This is a genomic window from Terriglobus albidus, assembly GCF_025685425.1.
Lineage (GTDB): Bacteria > Acidobacteriota > Terriglobia > Terriglobales > Acidobacteriaceae > Terriglobus > Terriglobus albidus.
In genome coordinates this window covers 593669-611916 of the sequence record NZ_JAGTAS010000058.1, presented here as the reverse complement: position 1 = coordinate 611916, position 18248 = coordinate 593669, and the positions used below count along the sequence as shown (strand labels likewise).

At 58.6% G+C, this 18248-nt stretch carries 20 protein-coding genes; 11 read left to right on the top strand and 9 right to left on the bottom strand.

The annotated features are described in order from the left end of the window. Positions 1-46: 46 nt before the first annotated feature. A complete protein-coding gene (locus OHL21_RS21630) occupies positions 47-391 on the bottom strand; it encodes a phage holin family protein (RefSeq protein ID WP_263419382.1) in 345 nt (114 codons plus the stop codon). A gap of 56 nt (positions 392-447) precedes the next feature. Between OHL21_RS21630 and OHL21_RS21625 the strand changes: the two genes are divergently transcribed. Both OHL21_RS21625 and OHL21_RS21620 read left to right on the top strand, forming a co-directional pair. After that, entirely contained in the window at positions 448-1311 is an 864-nt protein-coding gene (locus tag OHL21_RS21625; protein WP_263419381.1) for a hypothetical protein, read from the top strand. A 177-nt stretch (positions 1312-1488) separates the two neighbouring features. Next, the gene (locus OHL21_RS21620) at positions 1489-2268 is read left to right on the top strand and encodes a hypothetical protein (protein ID WP_263419380.1); all 780 of its coding nucleotides are present in this window, start codon (positions 1489-1491) and stop codon (positions 2266-2268) included. A 69-nt stretch (positions 2269-2337) separates the two neighbouring features. Here the strand turns inward: OHL21_RS21620 and OHL21_RS21615 are convergent, their stop codons facing one another. The 6 genes from OHL21_RS21615 to OHL21_RS21590 form a co-directional block, all read right to left on the bottom strand. Beyond that, entirely contained in the window at positions 2338-2538 is a 201-nt protein-coding gene (locus OHL21_RS21615) for a cold-shock protein (protein WP_147647236.1), read from the bottom strand. Between the two features lie 376 nt (positions 2539-2914). Further along, positions 2915-3328 carry an LIC_13387 family protein gene (locus OHL21_RS21610; protein WP_263419379.1) on the bottom strand — a complete coding sequence of 138 codons (414 nt, stop codon included), beginning with the start codon at positions 3326-3328 and terminating at the stop codon, positions 2915-2917. Further along, positions 3325-3804 (bottom strand): SRPBCC family protein, encoded by a 480-nt coding sequence (locus OHL21_RS21605; protein WP_263419378.1) that lies wholly within the window; start codon positions 3802-3804, stop codon positions 3325-3327. The genes OHL21_RS21610 and OHL21_RS21605 overlap by 4 nt, the downstream gene beginning before the upstream one ends. Positions 3805-3808: 4 nt before the next feature. After that, complete coding sequence (locus OHL21_RS21600; RefSeq protein ID WP_263419377.1) at positions 3809-4225, bottom strand: ArsR/SmtB family transcription factor; 417 nt, start codon at positions 4223-4225, stop codon at positions 3809-3811. 146 nt (positions 4226-4371) lie between these two features. After that, positions 4372-5145 carry a peptidoglycan editing factor PgeF gene (gene pgeF, locus OHL21_RS21595; protein ID WP_263419376.1) on the bottom strand — a complete coding sequence of 258 codons (774 nt, stop codon included), beginning with the start codon at positions 5143-5145 and terminating at the stop codon, positions 4372-4374. A 265-nt stretch (positions 5146-5410) separates the two neighbouring features. Continuing rightward, positions 5411-6859, bottom strand: coding sequence for a sigma-54 interaction domain-containing protein (locus OHL21_RS21590; protein WP_263419375.1), 1449 nt, complete (start codon positions 6857-6859; stop codon positions 5411-5413). Between the two features lie 194 nt (positions 6860-7053). On the opposite strand from OHL21_RS21590, the gene aroE reads away from it, so the two are divergent. Continuing rightward, positions 7054-8994 (top strand): shikimate dehydrogenase, encoded by a 1941-nt coding sequence (aroE, locus tag OHL21_RS21585; protein WP_263419374.1) that lies wholly within the window; start codon positions 7054-7056, stop codon positions 8992-8994. A 223-nt stretch (positions 8995-9217) separates the two neighbouring features. Here the strand turns inward: aroE and OHL21_RS21580 are convergent, their stop codons facing one another. Beyond that, positions 9218-9862, bottom strand: coding sequence for a TetR/AcrR family transcriptional regulator (locus tag OHL21_RS21580; protein ID WP_263419373.1), 645 nt, complete (start codon positions 9860-9862; stop codon positions 9218-9220). A 64-nt stretch (positions 9863-9926) separates the two neighbouring features. On the opposite strand from OHL21_RS21580, the gene OHL21_RS21575 reads away from it, so the two are divergent. Continuing rightward, the gene (locus tag OHL21_RS21575; RefSeq protein WP_263419372.1) at positions 9927-10805 is read left to right on the top strand and encodes an aldo/keto reductase family oxidoreductase; all 879 of its coding nucleotides are present in this window, start codon (positions 9927-9929) and stop codon (positions 10803-10805) included. Positions 10806-10866: 61 nt separating this feature from the next. Here OHL21_RS21575 and OHL21_RS21570 read toward each other — a convergent pair whose 3' ends face one another. Further along, a complete protein-coding gene (locus OHL21_RS21570) occupies positions 10867-11361 on the bottom strand; it encodes a vitamin K epoxide reductase family protein (RefSeq protein WP_263419371.1) in 495 nt (164 codons plus the stop codon). An 86-nt stretch (positions 11362-11447) separates the two neighbouring features. On the opposite strand from OHL21_RS21570, the gene OHL21_RS21565 reads away from it, so the two are divergent. The 7 genes from OHL21_RS21565 to OHL21_RS21535 all read left to right on the top strand — a co-directional run bounded on the left by OHL21_RS21565 (position 11448) and on the right by OHL21_RS21535 (position 18245). Continuing rightward, positions 11448-13091 carry an MFS transporter gene (locus OHL21_RS21565; protein ID WP_263419370.1) on the top strand — a complete coding sequence of 548 codons (1644 nt, stop codon included), beginning with the start codon at positions 11448-11450 and terminating at the stop codon, positions 13089-13091. Between the two features lie 36 nt (positions 13092-13127). Beyond that, on the top strand, positions 13128-14261 hold the full coding sequence (locus tag OHL21_RS21560) for a CocE/NonD family hydrolase (protein ID WP_263419369.1): 1134 nt from the start codon (positions 13128-13130) through the stop codon (positions 14259-14261). A gap of 25 nt (positions 14262-14286) precedes the next feature. Further along, a complete protein-coding gene (locus tag OHL21_RS21555; protein ID WP_263419368.1) occupies positions 14287-15273 on the top strand; it encodes a threonine ammonia-lyase in 987 nt (328 codons plus the stop codon). A 58-nt stretch (positions 15274-15331) separates the two neighbouring features. After that, positions 15332-16330 (top strand): SH3 domain-containing protein, encoded by a 999-nt coding sequence (locus tag OHL21_RS21550; RefSeq protein WP_263419367.1) that lies wholly within the window; start codon positions 15332-15334, stop codon positions 16328-16330. 185 nt (positions 16331-16515) lie between these two features. Continuing rightward, positions 16516-17388 carry an undecaprenyl-diphosphate phosphatase gene (locus OHL21_RS21545; protein WP_263419366.1) on the top strand — a complete coding sequence of 291 codons (873 nt, stop codon included), beginning with the start codon at positions 16516-16518 and terminating at the stop codon, positions 17386-17388. Between the two features lie 104 nt (positions 17389-17492). Continuing rightward, entirely contained in the window at positions 17493-17855 is a 363-nt protein-coding gene (locus OHL21_RS21540; RefSeq protein WP_263419365.1) for a gamma-glutamylcyclotransferase family protein, read from the top strand. Positions 17856-17900: 45 nt separating this feature from the next. Beyond that, complete coding sequence (locus OHL21_RS21535) at positions 17901-18245, top strand: PadR family transcriptional regulator (RefSeq protein ID WP_263419916.1); 345 nt, start codon at positions 17901-17903, stop codon at positions 18243-18245. Positions 18246-18248: the final 3 nt, after the last annotated feature.

The window sequence follows — 18248 nt, the reverse complement described above, 5'->3', positions numbered from 1 at the left end:
GGCGTTTCACAAACAATCAGCCCAGGCACGTATGGAGATTTCATTCTCAGGCATACGAGAAGACGATGTGGATCAGCACCAGAACAATCGCGCCGATAAATGCCGCCAGGAAACTTTTGATTCTGAAGCCGGGAACCAGTTTGGCGGCGACATAAAGTACAACCGCATCGATCAACACCATCATCAGGCGCGGCAGCAGCCAGACAAGCGGGAAGGTGAAGATGCTGAGCAGCCATCCTAGCGTGACATTTAACAGACCTACGACCAGGGCCCCAATAACAGCAGGTCCGAAGCCATCCACTTCAAAGTCCGGGACCACGTAAGCGGTGATAACCAACGCCAGAGCATTCAGCAGCCACTCGATGAGCAGTCGTATCATGGTTGCCAGCATACCCCGGAAATGAATCTCCTGTAGGAACGAATCCTCTCCCGCTGCGTATCACTGTCATGCATCTGCGACCTTTGTTGCTCGCTCTCCTGCTGACCGTGTCAGTTATGGCACAGAAGCCTGCTGTCTCGGACGCAGCCGCTCCATTACCAGATTTCGCGACTCTTTTTGCCGGGGTGCGGGCGCACCAGGATGAACTGGAGTCGCTACGCCGCAAGTACATCTGCACCATGCAGCAGACAGCGGATGAGCTGGATAAGGACGGCGGAAGCAAGAAGCAGACAACCGAGGAGTATGAGGTCTTCTTCCTGAACGGAATCGAGGTGCGGCGCCATCTCCGCCACAACGGCAAGGAGCTTTCCCCGTCCGAGGCAAAGAAGGAACAGGAGCACGTCGACAAAGAGGTAGCCGATCTGAAAGCAGGCAAGAGACCGAAGCATGGCGGAGATGTGAACCTCTCCGTCTCGCGCCTGCTGAAGCTGGCAACATTCTCCAACGGCCGCAGGATCCGCGTGAACGGCCGTGACCAGATCTTCTACGACTTCACCGGCAATCCTAAGGCAGACACCAACGGACTCTCCGATGAGATCATGCGCCGGCTCGACGGCACAGTGGCGATCGATGAGCAGGACCAGGTGGTATCGCGTCTGGAGGCCCACCTCGGCTCCGACTTCAAGATCGGCGGAGGCATGTTGGCGAACGTTCATAAAGGGTCTCGCTTTACCTGGACACAGGCGCCGGTACGTGGAGAGATCTGGCTGCCGGAGACGCTGGATGTCAACGTCGATGGCCGGGTGCTGCTCTTCAAAGGATTCCAGGGCGCCGGCAAGCAGCGCTTCTACGACTACCGCAAGCTGGATGCGACGGTAACGATTCTTCCTGACGTGACCAAAGTCTCCGAGGAGGAGGCGAAGCCGGAGTAGCGAGCGAGATACCCGCGAACTTTCGCGAAACCGTCGCATCGCCGTCATCAGAGCGTAAACCGGGTGCTCCATTCTTGGTGCATGATCTTCCCAACTCAGTGCTCCGCCGTTAGGAGAAGCTCTGGTTTCGAACGATCCACCGCCAAGACGCTTCTTCGAATTGCTGTTTTCCTCTCGGTGCTTCCGAGCTGCGCCTCCGCACAGCAGGTTGACCTGACAACCCTTGTTCCTGAAGTCATTGCCCATCAGCACGCAGCCGAAACATTCCGGAAGCAGACCTTTTATCTGGGCCATGAGTCGCGCCTGGAGTTCGACCACAACGGAAAACTCAAAAAGCAGGAAGAGCGAGATATTGAGGCGGTGACGGAAGACGGCTTCCAGGTCATCCGTACGCTGCGTCATAACGGCCACGCGCTGACTGACGACGAGCAGCGCAAAGACGACGAAAACATCCACAAGCAGCTTGCCAAGGCACGGGAGCGGAAGGCACATCCGCCCAACTCTGAGATCGCGGTCTCACGTCTGCTGGAGCTCGGCCGCCTCTCCAACCCACGCCATGAAGTTGTCGATGGACGTTCTGTCCTGTTGCTCGACTACCAGGGCGACTCCAGTATTCCCACCCGCAACCGTTTCGAAGAGGTAACCCGTTGCCTGACCGCGACAATCGTTGTGGACGAGGCAGACCGTTCGGTAATGCGGGTCGACGCCAGCTTTATCCGCGACTTCAAAATTGCAGGAGGGCTGCTGGTCGACATCCGCAAAGGGACGCGGTTTACCGTCGAGCAGGAACGGGTGCAGCCTTTGCTGTGGCTTCCGGCGCATATGGACGCTACCGGAAGTCTGCGAGCGCTGTTGTTTCTAAACTTTAACGGAAGCGCAACAGCGAGCTACAAAGGGTACCGCGGTCTGAAAGACGAGGACGATCTCAGTGCGCATATTGCCGGCGCACGTGATTAAAGCAAAACGGCAGCCATAGGCTGCCGTTTTGCTTTACATCCTGTCCTCGAAAGGTGTTGCAGATCGTGCTTACAGGGGCTGCACGTCGCTCGCCTGCCAGCCCTTCGGTCCCTTGACGACGTTGAACTGAACCGCCTGGCCTTCCTGCAGGCTCTTGAAGCCGGTCGTATTGATGGCGGAGTAGTGTACGAACACATCCTCACCATTCTCGCGGCTGATGAAGCCAAACCCCTTGGCGTCGTTAAACCACTTCACTGTTCCCTGTTCCATGTTGCAAATTCCTTGTGCGGATAGAGTTTTGACGCTGAATCCAAATGGGGTTCGGCAGAGGGATACCTTTGCTTCAGACCAATCTGTTTCAAACGATTGCCTGTAGCGTACCACAAGAATCAATGTCAAGCGCAACACCTTTGCTAACAGAAATTAGTCTGCCCCGCCCCCCGTTTCCTCATAAAAATCATGGACCTAGGGCCTGAAGGCCTTAACAGGGGATGGGGCCGCCCTTCGCCGTTAACCTTTTCTTTAACCCCCGGAAGTCCTCGCTTCCCGACCTGAGCCGCTCCGCGTCCTGTCGTACAGAGGGCGGAATGGCATCTGGTCCTGCCTCTGTTCTGGAGTTCGACAAGAAAGCCCGCCCACCTGATGGTTACCTTCGCAGCATCGCAGCCACGGTAAGGGTCGCCGTCGTCGCAATGGAAAAGATCAGCGGCGTCAGAAAGAAGTAGCGCCAGGTCATTGCGGTAATGATGGCAAACGCGATTGCCAAGCCCCAGCGAACCAGTCCGAATCGGGAGAGCATCTCCTGGGGCAGACCTGCCATCTGCCATGCCACCAGGGCAGCGAACAGCATCATTACGGTGACGAACAGGCCAAAGCCAACGTAGAAGTCCCAATAGCTTCGAAGAAAGCCGTTCGCCGGGAAGTACACGGTCCGCATCCCGGCCACGACCGGTTTCACTGCGTCCGGCCACGCGTCTGTCCTCCGGAAACCCAGGGTATGGCCGGTGGCGAAGAGGATGAGCAACAGGGAAGAGATGCGGTACCACCATATCGCTTTCATTGGGCCTTCTCTCGGTTATCGATGGTCTCGTTTCTTTCTACGAAGGCCTGCATCCAGCCGAGTACCCGCAACCATCCCTGGGCATGCGACTCACGGGCTGCATTGGCGTCAGCGAATGCAGAGTGACAGACTTTAACCAGCGTTCCGCCGTTCTGTGAGAGCAGGTCGAAGCGTACGAGTGTCGGCCGTTCCCCGTCCCAACTCGGCTTCCAGGTGTGTATCAGGAGATGGGGAGGGGCGACCTCCAGGTATTCTCCACCGACATGGAATGCCGTACCGTCGGCTCCTGCTCCTTCGCTGCGCCATTGGCCGCCGGGACGAATCTCTCCGGTCCACGATGTGACGCGGTATTGAGCCGGAGCCCCCCACCACAGAGGCACTTTGGCCGGATCGGTTAGGGCTTGAAAGATTCTGTCGGCCGGAGCTGCGATAAAGATCTCGAGTTCGATGGAATCGCTGATTGCTGTTTCTGTCATCTGCTTACTCTCCCTTCTTATTTCTGGTTCTGGGACTTTCTGTTCTGGGACGTGTACTGCGATGCCCCGTTTCGGCGGTATTAGGTACCGCGAACTCCGTCTCGATCATCGTCTTCAGGTTGCCGAGACTCTGCGTCCAGAAGACGCGATATTTCTCAAGCCAGCTTTCGACCGCGCGTAGAGGTTCAGGGTTGAGTTCATAGATCCGATTACGGCCTTCCCGCGTCTCCCGCACCAGGTGCGCATGCCGAAGCAGACGAAGATGCTTGGAGATGGCGGGGCGGGAGACGGGGAAGGCATCGGCGATGGCTCCGGCCGGCTTTCTGCCCTCTCGCAAGAGATCGAGCACGGCTCGCCGGGTCGGATCAGCAATGGCCTGAAATGAGGCTGCAGGAGAATATGTAACCGATCGGTTTCCCATTGATGCGTAACTCTACGGTTACGCGTTTCCCATGTCAACCGGAAAATATATGCGGCTACAAAAGCCCTTACCCGAGTCCGCGAAGCTACCAGGGAGATCGAGCACGCTTCGGCTTCAGTGAAAGCTGACCTGTAGGGAAGCGTCTCTTAGCGGGGCCTGATACCTGCAGCCGAGATCATGCGTCCGGTCACACCCTTTTCGGCACGGTATGAGAAGAAGCGGTCTGTCTGGTGAGCAGTGCATTCTCTGAGGACGGTGATGTTCTCAGCGTGGAGGCCGGAGTCAATGAGCTGGCGTTGATTTGCCTGCCAAAGATCGACATTGCGGCCATGGAAGAGCACCTCGGCGTATGGCCAGCTATCGCGGAAGGTATCGCGGACCTCGTTACCGACTTCGAAGCAGCAGGGGCCGATTCCAGGTCCGATAGCGGCCAGCATCTCCGCCGGTTGCGAGCCGAACTCAGTGTGCATGCGCTGAACCCCGGCCTCGACGATGCCGGCAACCGTGCCTCGCCATCCGGCATGAAAGACACCTACGGCCCGGTTGACCGGATCCGCCAGGATGACTGGAATGCAATCCGCTGTCTGTACGCCGATCAGCATGCCTGGCTCGTTGGTAATTAAGCCATCGCCTTCCAGAACGGCTCTGCCTTCCGCTGTCTCCAGAGGCAGCAAGCCGGAGTGCACCCGATTGATGACGACGCCATGCGTCTGGCGCGTCAGGATCGGAGCTACCCCGGGCTCCTGCGTGACTGTAAAGGCAAAGCGACGCCGGTTTTCGGAGACGGAGACATCAGCATCTTCCTTCGTCCAACCGAGATTCAGATCTCCAGAGCGCCCGTAAACGTTGGAGACGCCTCCCAGCCGGGTGCTGAATCCATGCCATAACCAATCGAAGTCCCACGCCCGCAGGATACCCATGGAATTGATCTTAAAGTGGAAGACCCTCCTTCCGGAGGGTCTTGAGAGGCAGTGAGGGAGGGGTATAGGAAGTGAGTAGAAGATGTGTGTCCGCAAGGGACAAAAAGCTAGGATTTCACTGCATCAGGTGGGACTACTTTGAATTTGCCTCTGAACTTAACCTTTGTAGCAGCAATAAGCATGCCACTATTTTCCACAGGATAAGTGCTGTTATTTCAATCTTAGCCCAAGGTGGGCATTATTTGATGGCAAAGATTTGCCACATTTAGGCTATGAGATGCCGCTTTGTTGTCTCGTCACGATCGATCTGTTCAATCTTGCTTCGCAATGACCGGTAACTGATCCCCAACTGTTGTGCGGCCAGCTTTCGGTTCCAGCGGACAGCTTCAAGGGTCTCCAGAATCAACCGGCGCTCTGCCTGCCAAGCTGCTCGTTTTCCGACCTCAAGCAAGTTGGTACTGGCCGGCTGGCGGACATTGGCCTGTTCCGGAGTGTGTACAGGTGGCGCAGGAGTTGTTGCCGGCGCCGCAGTGGTCGCGTGTTGGTTACGGGAGGTGAGTTCGCGCAGGATCTGGGTTTCGCCGCCGACGATCACGAATCGTTTGCACAGGTTTTCGAGCTCGCGAATATTGCCGGGCCAGGAGTAGGTCAGCAGGGCGGTCATGGCTTCCTGGGAGAAGAAGGCCTGCTCGCGGCCATAAATGGCGGCGTATTTATCGAGAAAGTGGCGGATGAGCGGCCCGATTTCGTCGCGGCGTTCGCGCAGTGGCGGAATGTGTACGGTGACGACGTTGATGCGATAGAAGAGGTCTTCGCGGAAGAGTCCTTCCGTAACCCTCTGCTCCAGCAGCTTATTGGTGGCGCAGAGGACCCGGACATCTACCGCGACGTCCTGCTTGGCTCCGAGGCGTGAGAAGGCTCCATCCTGCAGGACATGTAGCAGCTTGGCCTGCAGAGCCGGCTGCATCTCACCGATCTCGTCCAGGAACAGCGTGCCGGTGTGCGCCATCTCGAAGCGGCCTGGTTTGCTGCGTGTGGCTCCGGTGAAGGCGCCTGCCTCATAGCCGAAGAGCTCGCTCTCGAGCAGGTCGTCAGGAATCGCGGCGCAGTTAACCTTGACGAAGGGTTTGCCAGAGCGGCGCGACTGTTCGTAGATCATGCGTGCGACGACATCTTTTCCTACACCGCTCTCGCCCCGAATAAGTACAGTGGCGCTGGTCGTGGCTACCTTCGAGATGGTGTCGCGAATCTCCGACATGCGGGGGTGATTGCCGAAGAGTACTGGCAGGCCTTGAGGTTCCGGGGTCCTGGGTTGGGTGGTCAGAAGATTGCGGAGACTTTGGCGTATCTCGTCCGGGCCGGCGGGAAGGGTGATGAGTTCCCGCGCGCCTGCCTTGGATGCGGCAAAGGCGAGGTCGGCGCGTGCGGAACGCAGCAGGACGATGATGGGTGTTCCTGTTACCTCGTCGCAGATGTTGCGGAGCAGGGAGAGATCGTCTTCAACCTCGACCAGAACAGCATTTGTCTGTATGCCGCGCCAATGTTCGGAGTCGATAAGCGCAAGTGTGAACTCAGGAGGCAGCAGAGCGTGCTGTATCGCGGCTGACGCGGCCTGAGACGCCAGGATGGCGGCCACGCGAATTGGCAATGTCTGGCTCATGACGAACGGAGTGCTGGAGTATTTCCCTGTAGGTGGAGAGTAGGGCTTTCGCATCTATGGGCGTTTTCCGCAACGAAAACGCCGCTTCAAAGCCCTTCCGGAATACCAAGCAACAGGGAAAATGCTCTAAGCGCATTTTATGCGGAAATCCGGAGCGGTTGGAGTTTGTGGAAGGGCGGAATAAGAGTCTGTGCATCAGTGGCTTGCATCCAAAGCCCAGCGACGATACTATACGCGCGATTAGAAAAATGACTTCTTCCTCACCGAACCTCGCCCTGCAGTCGCTGCGTTCGCGTCTTGGCCGTGTCTGCGTTGCCCTGCAGGGTGCAAGCCCGGCCGAGCTTTTTCAAAAGGCTGAAGCTGCGGCTCCGGAGCATATGTTTCTGGAGTTCCGGCTGGATTCACTGCCGAATCCGGCGGCTGCACTGCCGCGCCTGAAGGAATTTCTGGAAGCAAATCCGCTGGTGACGGCGATTACCACCTGCCGCCGGAAACCGAATGGCGGCGGATTTACAGGAAGTCTCTCGGACGAGGCGGAGATCCTGGCGAAGGCAGCGGCCGCCGGAAGCCAGTTAATCGATCTTGAGATCGAGTCGGCTGAGGCGATGAAGCATGCCGACCTGGACAAGCTGCGGGCCGCGGGTGCGGCGATCATCATCAGCTATCACGACTTTGAAGCGACCCGTGACCTGGATGCTGTCTATGAACGGATCCAGAAGTTCCAGCCGGATTTTATCAAGGTTGTGCCGACGGCACGTTCGCTCGCGGATAACCTGACGCTCTTTGCCTTTCTCGAGAAGTACGGTGAGGCAGGAAATGTCATCGGCATCTCGATGGGAGAGTACGGTGTCATCTCCCGCGTGCTCGGTGTACGTGCCGGATCAGCGTTTACCTTCGCCGCCTCGAGTGTAGAAGACGCGACTGCTCCCGGTCAGATTCCTGCGCGCGCCCTGGTGGAGAATTACCGGATCGACCACATTGCCGCAGGAACCAAGATCTACGGTGTCGCCGGAAATCCGGTGCGGTCATCACTCTCGCCGCTGATGCTGAATACCGCCTTCCGCCGAGAAACGGTCAACGCGGTCTACCTGGCGCTGCAGACGTCCAAGCTCACCGATCTGTTGAAGGTCGTGCAGGCGGTCCCGATTCACGGGCTCTCAGTAACGATGCCGTTGAAGCAGGAGATCCTGGAACACCTGGAGCGGACCGATCCGCTCTCGGCCAAGATTGGTGCGGTGAATACCATCGTGCGTGCCCAGGATGGAAAGCTCTATGGCTTCAATACGGATGTCGGCGGTATCGTCGGCCCTATTGAGCGTCGCCGGTCCATCCGCGGGCTCAAAGTGCTGGTGCTGGGCGCCGGTGGGGCTTCACGTGCCGCAGTCTTCGGCCTGAAGGAGAAGGGTGCGGATGTCACCATCTACAACCGCACGGTGGAGACAGCCCAGAAGCTGGCCAAGCAGGCCGGAGCGAAGACCATCAAACGCGAGCTGATCGGTAAGACGCACTTCGATCTGATCATCAATTCCACTCCCGCGGGGATGAAGGGCAACAAGCTGACCCATATCCTCGAGCCCAACGAGATGCATGCGGATCTGGTCTTTGACCTGGTCTACAACCCGGTCGAGACACCTTTCCTGCGTATGGCGCGGGAGAAAGGTATTCCGGTCATCACGGGTGTGGAGATGTTCGTTCACCAGGGCGCACGGCAGTTCGAGATCTGGACAGGCAAGCCGGCTCCGGAGGAAGAGATGTTGCGTGTTGTGGTGCATGCCCTGAAGCAGCTGCAAGCAGAGGCTCAGGCGTCGGCTGTTACGAAGGACGAGGCGAAACATGTGGAAGCGCCGAAGCCTGCAGTGGTGAAAGCGGAGCATAAGCCGGAACATAAGCCGGAACCGGCGAAGGCGCCGCCGGTCAAAGCTTCGGTGACGGCTCCCGTCATCAAGAAACCCGTGGCGACAGCTGCGCCGGTCAAAGAAAAGGCTCCTGAGAAGAAGGCTCCGATGGCGGTCAAGAAGAGTGCGGTGAAGACAGTGCCGACAAAGCCTGCTGCGAAAACGCCCGCGAAGGTCGTTGCGAAAGCTCCTGTGAAGAAAGCAGTAACTAAGCCGGCGCCTGCAAAAGCTGCATCGAAGAGCGCGAAGAAGGCTGTAGCGAAAGCTCCAACAAAAGCCGCGAAAAAGAAATAGGGCAGATCGACAAATCCAGTGGGTGAACACTCCCGATACCCCACTCTTCGCGGTTTATCGCGAAGAGTGGGGTATCGCGCTGTGCACGACCGCCTTTTTGTTTGTCATTTCGTAGCGACCGGAGGGAGCAAAGAAATCTGCTTCTCTGCCCATGCATTTGTTAGAGCCAAAAATCCCACCCGTCGTGATGCGATGGATGGAGCACCCAATATATCGGTAAGTTCTATATAGCCGGTTTCGTCTGAATACACGTCAGCAGATATCCACGCACCAGCACAAGAAGCTCTTCACGCAAGGGCGCGTGTTCGCGTTCCGGTGACTTCGCTTCCAGCAGCCTCCGTGAGACTCCGTTGAGCGCGGCCATCACCATGGTGGCGACAATCTCGGGATCTTTGGTGAGACCTTCGCTTGCGGTTGCGAAGAGTTCGGCGACAACGCGGCATCCGCGTGCGTGGGCAGCCTTTGCGATCGCGAGACCGTCCAGGTCGGAGCTGACAGCGTAGAGGGCCGCGCTCTCCTTGACGTTGCGCATCTTCGCGCTGAGATAAGCGTCGATAAGCACCGAACCCATCGTGAGCAGACTGGTGGAACGGTATTCCTTGCAGATATGGTCGACCGATGTAGCGACACCGTGCATATGCCGTTTCAGGCTGGCTTGCAGCAGCGCACTTTTGTTTGGGAAGTACTGGTAAAGCGTTCCCACGGAAACACCCGCGCGCATGGCGACCAGCGTCGTGGTCAGCCGTTCCTTGCCGACAGAGACCAAAACCTGAATGGCTGCCTGCAAAATAGCGTCGACTGTGGCCGCGGAACGCTCCTGAACTGGCGTTTTTCGCGGCTGCAGCGTACGTAGAGAGGTCGTGGCCAAATGCGAACTCCAAAGCTGAAGGTTCCTTCATCTAAACACAGTCGCAGTAATTTGGAGGGAAAGCATGAGCGGGAGACAGCAGACAACATTCACACTTCCTGGGACCAGCGTCACCCTGAACCGCATGGGTTATGGTGCGATGCAGCTTGCCGGGCCTCACGTCTTCGGTCCGCCGAAGGACCGTGCCATGGCAGTGACCGTGCTGCGCGATGCAGTGGAGTGGGGTGTAAACCACATCGATACGGCGGATTTCTACGGTCCCCATGTCACCAATCAGATCCTGCGCGAAGCCCTGCATCCCTATAACGGCCTGACGATTGTGACGAAGGTTGGCGGTGTGCGTGGACCGGCGGGCGAGTGGCTGCCGGCACAGGAGCCGACGGAACTGGAAAAGGGCGTGCATGACAACCTGCGCAATCTCGGTGTCGATGTGCTGGATGTCGTAAACCTGCGTGTGTGGGGTGGAGTAAGTTCGCCGACCGAAGGCTCCATTGCGGAGCGGTTTGAGGCTCTGGCGAAGCTGCAACAGCGAGGCCTGATCCGGCATCTTGGATTGAGCAATGTGACCGCGAAGCAGGTCGAGGAAGCCTTGACGATTGCTCCGGTGGTTGGGGTGCAGAACCAGTACAACCTCGCCTCGCGTGAGGACGATGCGTTGATCGACACTCTGGCCGCGAAGGGGATCGCCTATGTGCCGTTCTTCCCGCTGGGTGGGTTTACGCCGCTGCAATCCTCGACGTTGTCTGAGGTCGCGGCAAGGTTGAACGCGACACCGATGCAGGTGGCCCTGGCATGGCTGCTGCACCGCTCGCCGAACATTCTGCTCATTCCGGGAACCTCGTCGGTAGAGCATCTGCGGGAAAATCTGGCGGCGGCGGAACTCGTGCTGCCGGAGAAAGAGTTGCAGGAGCTGGACGGGATCGGTGCGCTCGCGAAGGAGTAATTTCTGAGATATGGGAAAAGCCCGGAGCGATCCGGGCTTTTCTATTTGCAGCAGGTACGTACTAGTAGATCAGTTTGCGGCGGTTGCGGACGACCAGATAGTTGATGGCGGCTACCACGGTAATAACGGCGATGATGGTCTGGGACCAGACGCAGTAGATGCACCATTTTTCGAGCACAAAGGCTTCGAGATAGCTAAGGATACCCGCGAAGAAGAGGCCGACCTGTGCGGCTTCAAAGGCAAAGAAATCGAGCTTGGTGAGCGTGAGAATGGCGATGAGGAGGTAGCCGCCGAGGCCGAAAACCGCGACTGGAATGTGTTTCCCGTGACGCGGGTCCTCTCCGAAGGATGCGGCAGGAAAAACGGCAAAGCGGGAGTGATTGACGGCTCCGCAGTCCCACTTTTCTGTTACGGCACAGGGTGGAGCGGCGTTGGGGTCCTGCAGATGGACGCGAAGCGCCAATCCAGAGACCACCATGCCACCTACTGCCAGCAAAGCAATGAGATAACGCAGAAAAGCCATTGCGAACAGGGTACGCCCGTAACCATCGGTCACGCCAGCTTTCTGAGAGGCAACTGTTGCACTGGAAGGCACTTGCGTGCTTTCGGCAGTGAGGAGCATCAAAGAGAGAGGGGATTCATTTGGAGACACAGGAGATTATTGCGGAGAGCCCGAAGAGGCCGCTGCACGGCTTCGGGCCGTTACAGATTCCGTTGTTTCGCGACCGCTGGATCGCCTCCACGGTCAGCAATCTGGGGACATGGATGCAGGACACGGCGGGCACCTGGCTGATGACGGTGCTCTCAGCCGGTTCGCCGCTGCTTATCGCCCTGATGCAGACCGCTGCCAGCCTGCCGGTTTTGCTGCTGGGTCTGCTGGCGGGAGCCACGGCCGACATCTTTGAGCGGCGCAGACTGCTGATCTTCTGGCAGAGCTGGATGCTGGTGACGGTCGGACTGGTGACGGTGCTGACCTTTGCCGGCGTGGTGGGGCCTTATCAACTGCTGGCGCTCACCTTTCTGATGAATATCGGTGCGGCGATGAATAATCCGGCATGGCAGGCGATTGTGCCGGAACTGGTGCCGCGCGAACAGATTCCCGATGCCGTAAGCCTGAACTCGGCCAGCAATAACCTGGCGCGTGCCCTGGGACCTGCGCTGGGTGGTCTGATGGTGGCGGCTTTTGTGAAGGCCTCGACCGGCGCGGGATGGGTCTTTGCCCTGAATTCAGCATCGTTTGCCGCGGTGATCTGGGTGCTTTGGCGGTGGAAGCGAAAGCCGCTGTTCAAGAGCGCTCTGCCGGCTGAGCGCATGGCCGGCTCCATCCGTAGCGGGTTGCGCTATCTGCGCTTCGCTCCGGAGCTGCAGGCAAGCCTGATCCGCGCCTTCCTTTTTACCTTCTTTGTCAGTGCTGTCTGGGCGCTGCTGGCAGCAATTGCCGCCCGTGAGCTGAAGCAGGGAGCGATGGGATATGGCCTGCTGAATGGGGCCATGGGTGCAGGGGCGGTGGTCGGGGCGTTGCTCCTGCCACGCATCCGCGCGCGTTTCGATGCGGATTCCATCCTGCGCGTGACTTCCGTGGTCTACATCGCCATTCTGCTGGTGCTGGCCTGGGTGCCGATTCCGGTGGTGGCGATTGCGGTGTTGCTGATCGCAGGTTTCTGCTGGACCTCGACGATGAGCACCCTGAATACCAGCGTGCAACTGGTCTCTCCTGCCTGGGTGCAGGCGCGTGCGCTGGGCGCGTATCTGACGGTTTTTCAGGGCGGACTGGCGCTGGGAAGCGCCGTGTGGGGATATGTGGCGGAGCACAGCTCGGTCCCCGTCGCAATGACAGCCAGTGCGATTGGCCTGGCTGTGACGCTGCCGTTTGCGCTGCGGTTCCATATTCTGCAGGGCAAGCTGCCCGATCTGGGGCCGTACGTCTGGCGCCGGCCAGCCCGGGAACTTGTCATCCAGCCGGAGCTCGAGGATGGGCCGGTGCGCATCGTGATCGAGTACTTTGTCGCTCCGGAAGACTATGCCGAGTTCACCCGGTTGATCCACAAGATGGAAAATGTCCGGCTGCGAACCGGCGCGATCCGCTGGGGCGTCTTCCGCGATGCTGCGAATCCTGAGCGCATGGAAGAGACCTTTGTCATGGAGAGCTGGCTCGATCACCTGCGGGCGCGAGAGAGGATGACCGCAGCGGATGCAATGGTCCGCGATCGCCTGTGGGAGCTGCACAAAGGCGAAGCTCCGCCGCACGTAGAGCACCAGCTCTATGTGAAGGAAGTCACTTCGTAGTTGAATGGTTGAATCGTTGAATAGTTGAATGGTTGCATGACGAAATCGTCGCGGTACTCCCTTGGAGCGCTGGCTCTTGTGGTTGTGGTGCTGCTTGCGAGCTGGCACTGGGTGAGAGCTCATTTGCAGGCGGTGGCGGTGTTGAAGACGCTCAGCCATGAGCCGATTCCACTTCCGGTACGCGCGGTGACTGCTTCGAACGTTCTCACGCAGGATGTCGCTATTCCTACGGCGAGTGGCGCGTTGCGTGGGCGGCTGTATTCGCCTGCAGGGGTAAGCCACGCGCCCGGCATGGTGATTGTGCACGGCGTCCACCATCTTGGCATGAATGAGCCCCGGCTGGAGCTCTTCGCTTCGGCGATGGCGAGCTGTGGGCTGCAGGTGCTGACTCCGGAGCTTCCGGCGATTGCGGACTATCGCATCGGGCCGGAGAGTGTTTCCGCGATCGGTGAGAGTGCGCGGTGGTTTGCGCAACAGACCGGGGACAAGGTCAGTGTGCTGGGACTGAGCTTCTCGGGTGGACTTGCGTTGCTGGCGGCGGAGCAGCCTGCGTATGCGGCAGAGATGAAGATGGTCTTCGCCGTGGGATCGCAGGCCAATATGCAGCGGGTGGCGCGGTACTACCGTACAGGGCAGGATCTTCGCCCTGACGGATCGGTCCAGATCCTGGCCGCGCACGAATATGGGCCGCTGGTGATGGAGTACGAGCATATGGAGGACTTCGTCCCAACGGCAGACCGGCTTGCGTTGAGTTCGGTTCTGAAAGAACACCTGTATGAAGACAGTGCAGGGGAGCAGAAGGCGCTGCAGACGCTGACACCCGCGCAACGCAGGATCGCAACACAACTGCTGAAGACGGCTGATGCGCGGACAGTCACCCTGCTTGCGGCAAACGAGACGAAACATGCTCGGGAGATGGACGCGGTCTCGCCGGATCGCAATCTGCAGGCCGTACGCGTGCCCGTCTTTCTGTTGCATGGCGAGGCTGACAATGTGATTCCGTCGGCGGAGACGCTGTGGCTGGCGCAGGGACTGCGTCCTCAGGTGTTGGAGGGCGCTCTGGTGAGTCCGTTGATCTCGCATGTCGAGATGGGGAAATCGCCAGGCGCAGGAGATGAGTGGCGGCTGGTGGACTTCATCGCCAGGATGATGCGCCAGGCGGAGCAGTAGACTCTGAAGAGAGGGAACGAGAACGATGATTGCGACGGAGTTGATCGGGCTTACGGAGATTAAGGCGGCGCAGAAGCGCATCGCCGGGGTGGCGGTACGGACCGGGTTGTACAGGCTCGAGGGCGAAGCCGCATCGAAGCTACCCTACGAGGTCTGGATCAAGGCCGAAAGTGAACAGCCGATCGGCAGCTTTAAACTGCGCGGCGCCTTCAACAAGGTGGCATCGCTGGATAAGGATGCTCTGAGCCGCGGTGTCATCACCTACTCCAGCGGCAATCACGCCCAGGGCGTGGCCTATGCCGGGCGAGAACTGGGATCGAAGGCGGTCATCGTTATGCCGGAGAACGCTCCCATCGTAAAGCGCGAGGCAACGCTCGCCCTGGGAGCAGAGGTGGTGCTGGTAGGTCCCGCCAGCAAGGAACGCAAGGAGAAGGCCGAGCAGCTTGAGGCCGAGCACGGATACACGATGGTGCCTCCCTACGACGATCCGTATATCGTCGCCGGCCAGGCGACTTGCGGTGCGGAGATTGTGGAGCAGGCTCCGGACGTCGATGTGGTGCTCAGCCCGGTGAGTGGTGGCGGTCTGCTGAGCGGTATCTCCACAGCGGTAAAGTTGAAGAAGCCGTCGGCGAAGGTCTTCGGCGTCGAGCCGGAGGTGGCCGGAGATGCTACCGAAAGCTTTGCAAAGAAGGAACTGGTGGAGTGGCCGGCGGAAAAGACGGTTCGCACCATTGCGGACGGCCTGCGGACCCAGAGCCTGGGTGTGCTGAACTTCGCGCATGTGCTGGAGTACACCGACAACATCTTTACCGTGAGTGAAGAAGAGATCCTGGCGGCGCTGAAGGTCTATCTGAACGAAACCAACCTGGTGCCGGAGCCGAGTGGCGCGGTGACGCTGGCAGGCGCGCTCTTCCATCCCGAAAAGCTGCCTGCCGGGACAAAGAAGCTCGTCGTGGTGCTGAGCGGCGGTAATATCGATCCGGCCTTGAAGGCGCAGTTGCTGGGACGCTAAAGCAGCTACTCCTCTTTTGCGTCGGGAAGACGTGTGGACCGTCTATAGGGATATGAAGATGAAGCGGCTTGTGATTGGGATGATGATCTGTGCCGCCGCTGTATGCGGCGCGCAGAAGAAGTCGAAACTGCCGCCGCAGTATCAGGGCGCGGCGCGGGCCACAGTGCTGCATACGGCGAATGTGTATGTGGCGGCGGAAGATGGGTCGCAGCGGGTAAGCGTTGTGACCCCCGGGCACGAAGTCACCATCATGGACCGTTCCCCGGGATGGGTGCGTGTCTTCGCCAATACCGATGAGCCGGAGCAGAATGACTACGACGCTCCAGAGATTCAGGACGAGAGCCAATCGTCGCCGGTGAGTGGATGGATCAAGGACAAGGGAGTCGTCGGTCCTGACACTCCGCGTGGAGACAGGCTGATCTTCGGCGCGGCAGTCATTGCCGAATCGCAGGCGTATGCACCGCATGCCCCGAAGGACGCGGCTGCAATGGCCCATTTTCTGTACAAGCGCATGTTCGAGTACTTCCCGCAGTCTCCTCTCGCGGGAGAAGCAGCGTGGAGATCGGCGGATATCCGCTGGCAGTTGCAGAAGGCGGATTTCGCCACGCTGCCGTCGGCTAAGGAACAGGATCCGAATCTGCGTCCGCGCCTGTATGAGGATGAGCTGAAGAAGGTCATCAAGTATTTCCCGGGAACAAAGTATGCCGCGATGGCAGCATATGAGTTGATCGATCAGAAACTATGTGGCGATTGGCAGGGACTGCCGAAGTGTCCGGACAAAGAGACCGAGTACTACGAGAAATATGCCAAGGAGTATCCGGACGGTCCGAAAACGGCTGAGGCTCTCTGGCAGGCGGTCTACCGTCAGGGGGTTGTGAGCAGCATGTATCTGGCTGAGGAGAACAAGAAGAAGGCCGATAACGCGGCCTCTCATGCCAACTCATTGAACGACCAGTTACAGTCTCGTTTTGGTTCGACGGATTGGGCTGCGCGCGGCTCGGCGCTGGTCTACCGGTTGCAGCAGGGGATTCCTGTCTACGGAAACGACCGAGATTAAGCATTTTTTCTGTAGGTCTCGCGTAGGGTTTGCGCATCTATGGGCGTTTTCCGCAATGAAAACGCCGATCCACTCGTCTACCGGGATACCAGCAACAGGAAAAAATGCTTTAAGCAGCGGTTAATGCCTCTTCAGGTAGGCTGGAGTAAGGAAGCTTCACGTACTCTGGCACCCGGAGGGGCTATTTGAACGATTATCTGTTGAGTGTCATCCTTGGCATCGTCGAAGGATTGACTGAGTTTTTGCCGGTGAGCTCCACCGCTCACTTGCGTATTACAGAGGCGTTGCTGCATCTTTCGCTCGACGACGCCTACTGGAAGATGTACACCATCGTGATTCAGCTCGGCGCCATTCTGGCGCTTCTGCTGCTTTTCCGGCATCGCATTATCGGTTACCTGCGTACCTTCCCCAAAGGTAAGCGCGGCGATAAGACGGTGCTGACTCATCCGGTCTCGCTCACGCTGATCGCCTTCGTCTGCACAGCGATTCCGGTGAAGATGAAGATTCTGGAAAAAGTGATCGGAAAGAATCTTGAGAATCTGGCGGTAATCGCCTGGGCGCTGGTGATTGGCGGCGTCGTGATGTGGGTCATCGATACATGGGCCGCGAAGCAGACTTCGCCTACCCATCACGTGGACAACATGTCCCTGGGACAGGCCATCTGGGTCGGTCTATGCCAGATCCTCAGTGCCGCTGTCCCGGGAACCTCGCGTTCGATGTCGACCATTGCAGGCGGGCAGCTTGCGGGAATGAATCGTGAGACAGCTTTGGAGTTCAGCTTCCTGATCTCGATCCCGACGATGATCGCCGCGACCGGCGATTCGCTGCTGAAGGCGCTGCATCCCAAGCCTGAGGCCGGGGAGAACCTGACTCCGCTGGTGATGACCGGACACGACTGGGTAGTGCTGGCAATTGGCTTCGTGGTCTCGTTTATCGTTGCATACGGCGTGGTGGCATGGTTCCTCGCCTGGGTGCGGAACCGTGGATTTACTCCGTTCGCCATCTACCGCATCATCGTGGGGGCTGCATTGCTGGTGTGGCTGAAGATGCACGTCTAGCAATTCTGTAAAGGCAAACAAGGCTCGCCATCCGGCGGGCCTTTGTCTTTACAGAATTTATAGCGAGAGGATTCCTGATATACCCAATCCCGGGAGTGAATGCGATGGCCTCAATGGAAGCAGAGATGCGGCTGGCGAGCTACGGAACCCTGGCGCCGGGTAAACCCAATCACCATCAACTGTCTCCGCTCCAGGGACGCTGGTTGAAGGGTGTTGTTCGTGGACATCTCTATGAGAGTGGTTGGGGTGCGGCGCTGGGCTATCCCGGACTCATTCTCGATGAGAACGGACCTGAGGTTGCGGTGCATCTCTTCGAGTCTTCTGATCTGCCCGCGCATTGGGAGCGCCTTGATGAGTTTGAAGGTCCAGGTTATGTGCGTGTCGTGGCGCCCGTGAACACGGATGAAGGAGTTCTTGAAGCGTATCTCTATGCACTTGCCCCGGAGGCCTCCGGCCCGCATCGGTGAGGAGTTGACGGAAGAATGCCGGGTGGCCTATTCTCTTCCCCTAAGATGATTAGGGAAGAAAATACGGATTCCGGCTCGCTGCTCCAGGGAACTCTGGAGATGCTCGTTCTGAAGGCCCTCGCGCGGGGACCGCAGCATGGCTATGCGGTTGCGGAGTGGATCCATCAGGTCTCGCACCAATTGCTGAAGGTCGAGGAAGGAGCTCTCTATCCCGCGCTCCATCGACTGGAGCTTCGCGGTTTTCTCAAGGCGGAGTGGGGAGTCTCGGAAAACAATCGCCGCGCCAAGTTCTACCGGCTGACGGCTGAGGGCACGAAGCGGCTCGATTCGGAGTCGCAGCGCTGGGCCCGGCTCTCGGCGGCAGTCGCGTTCGTTATGCAGTCTTCCTGAGGA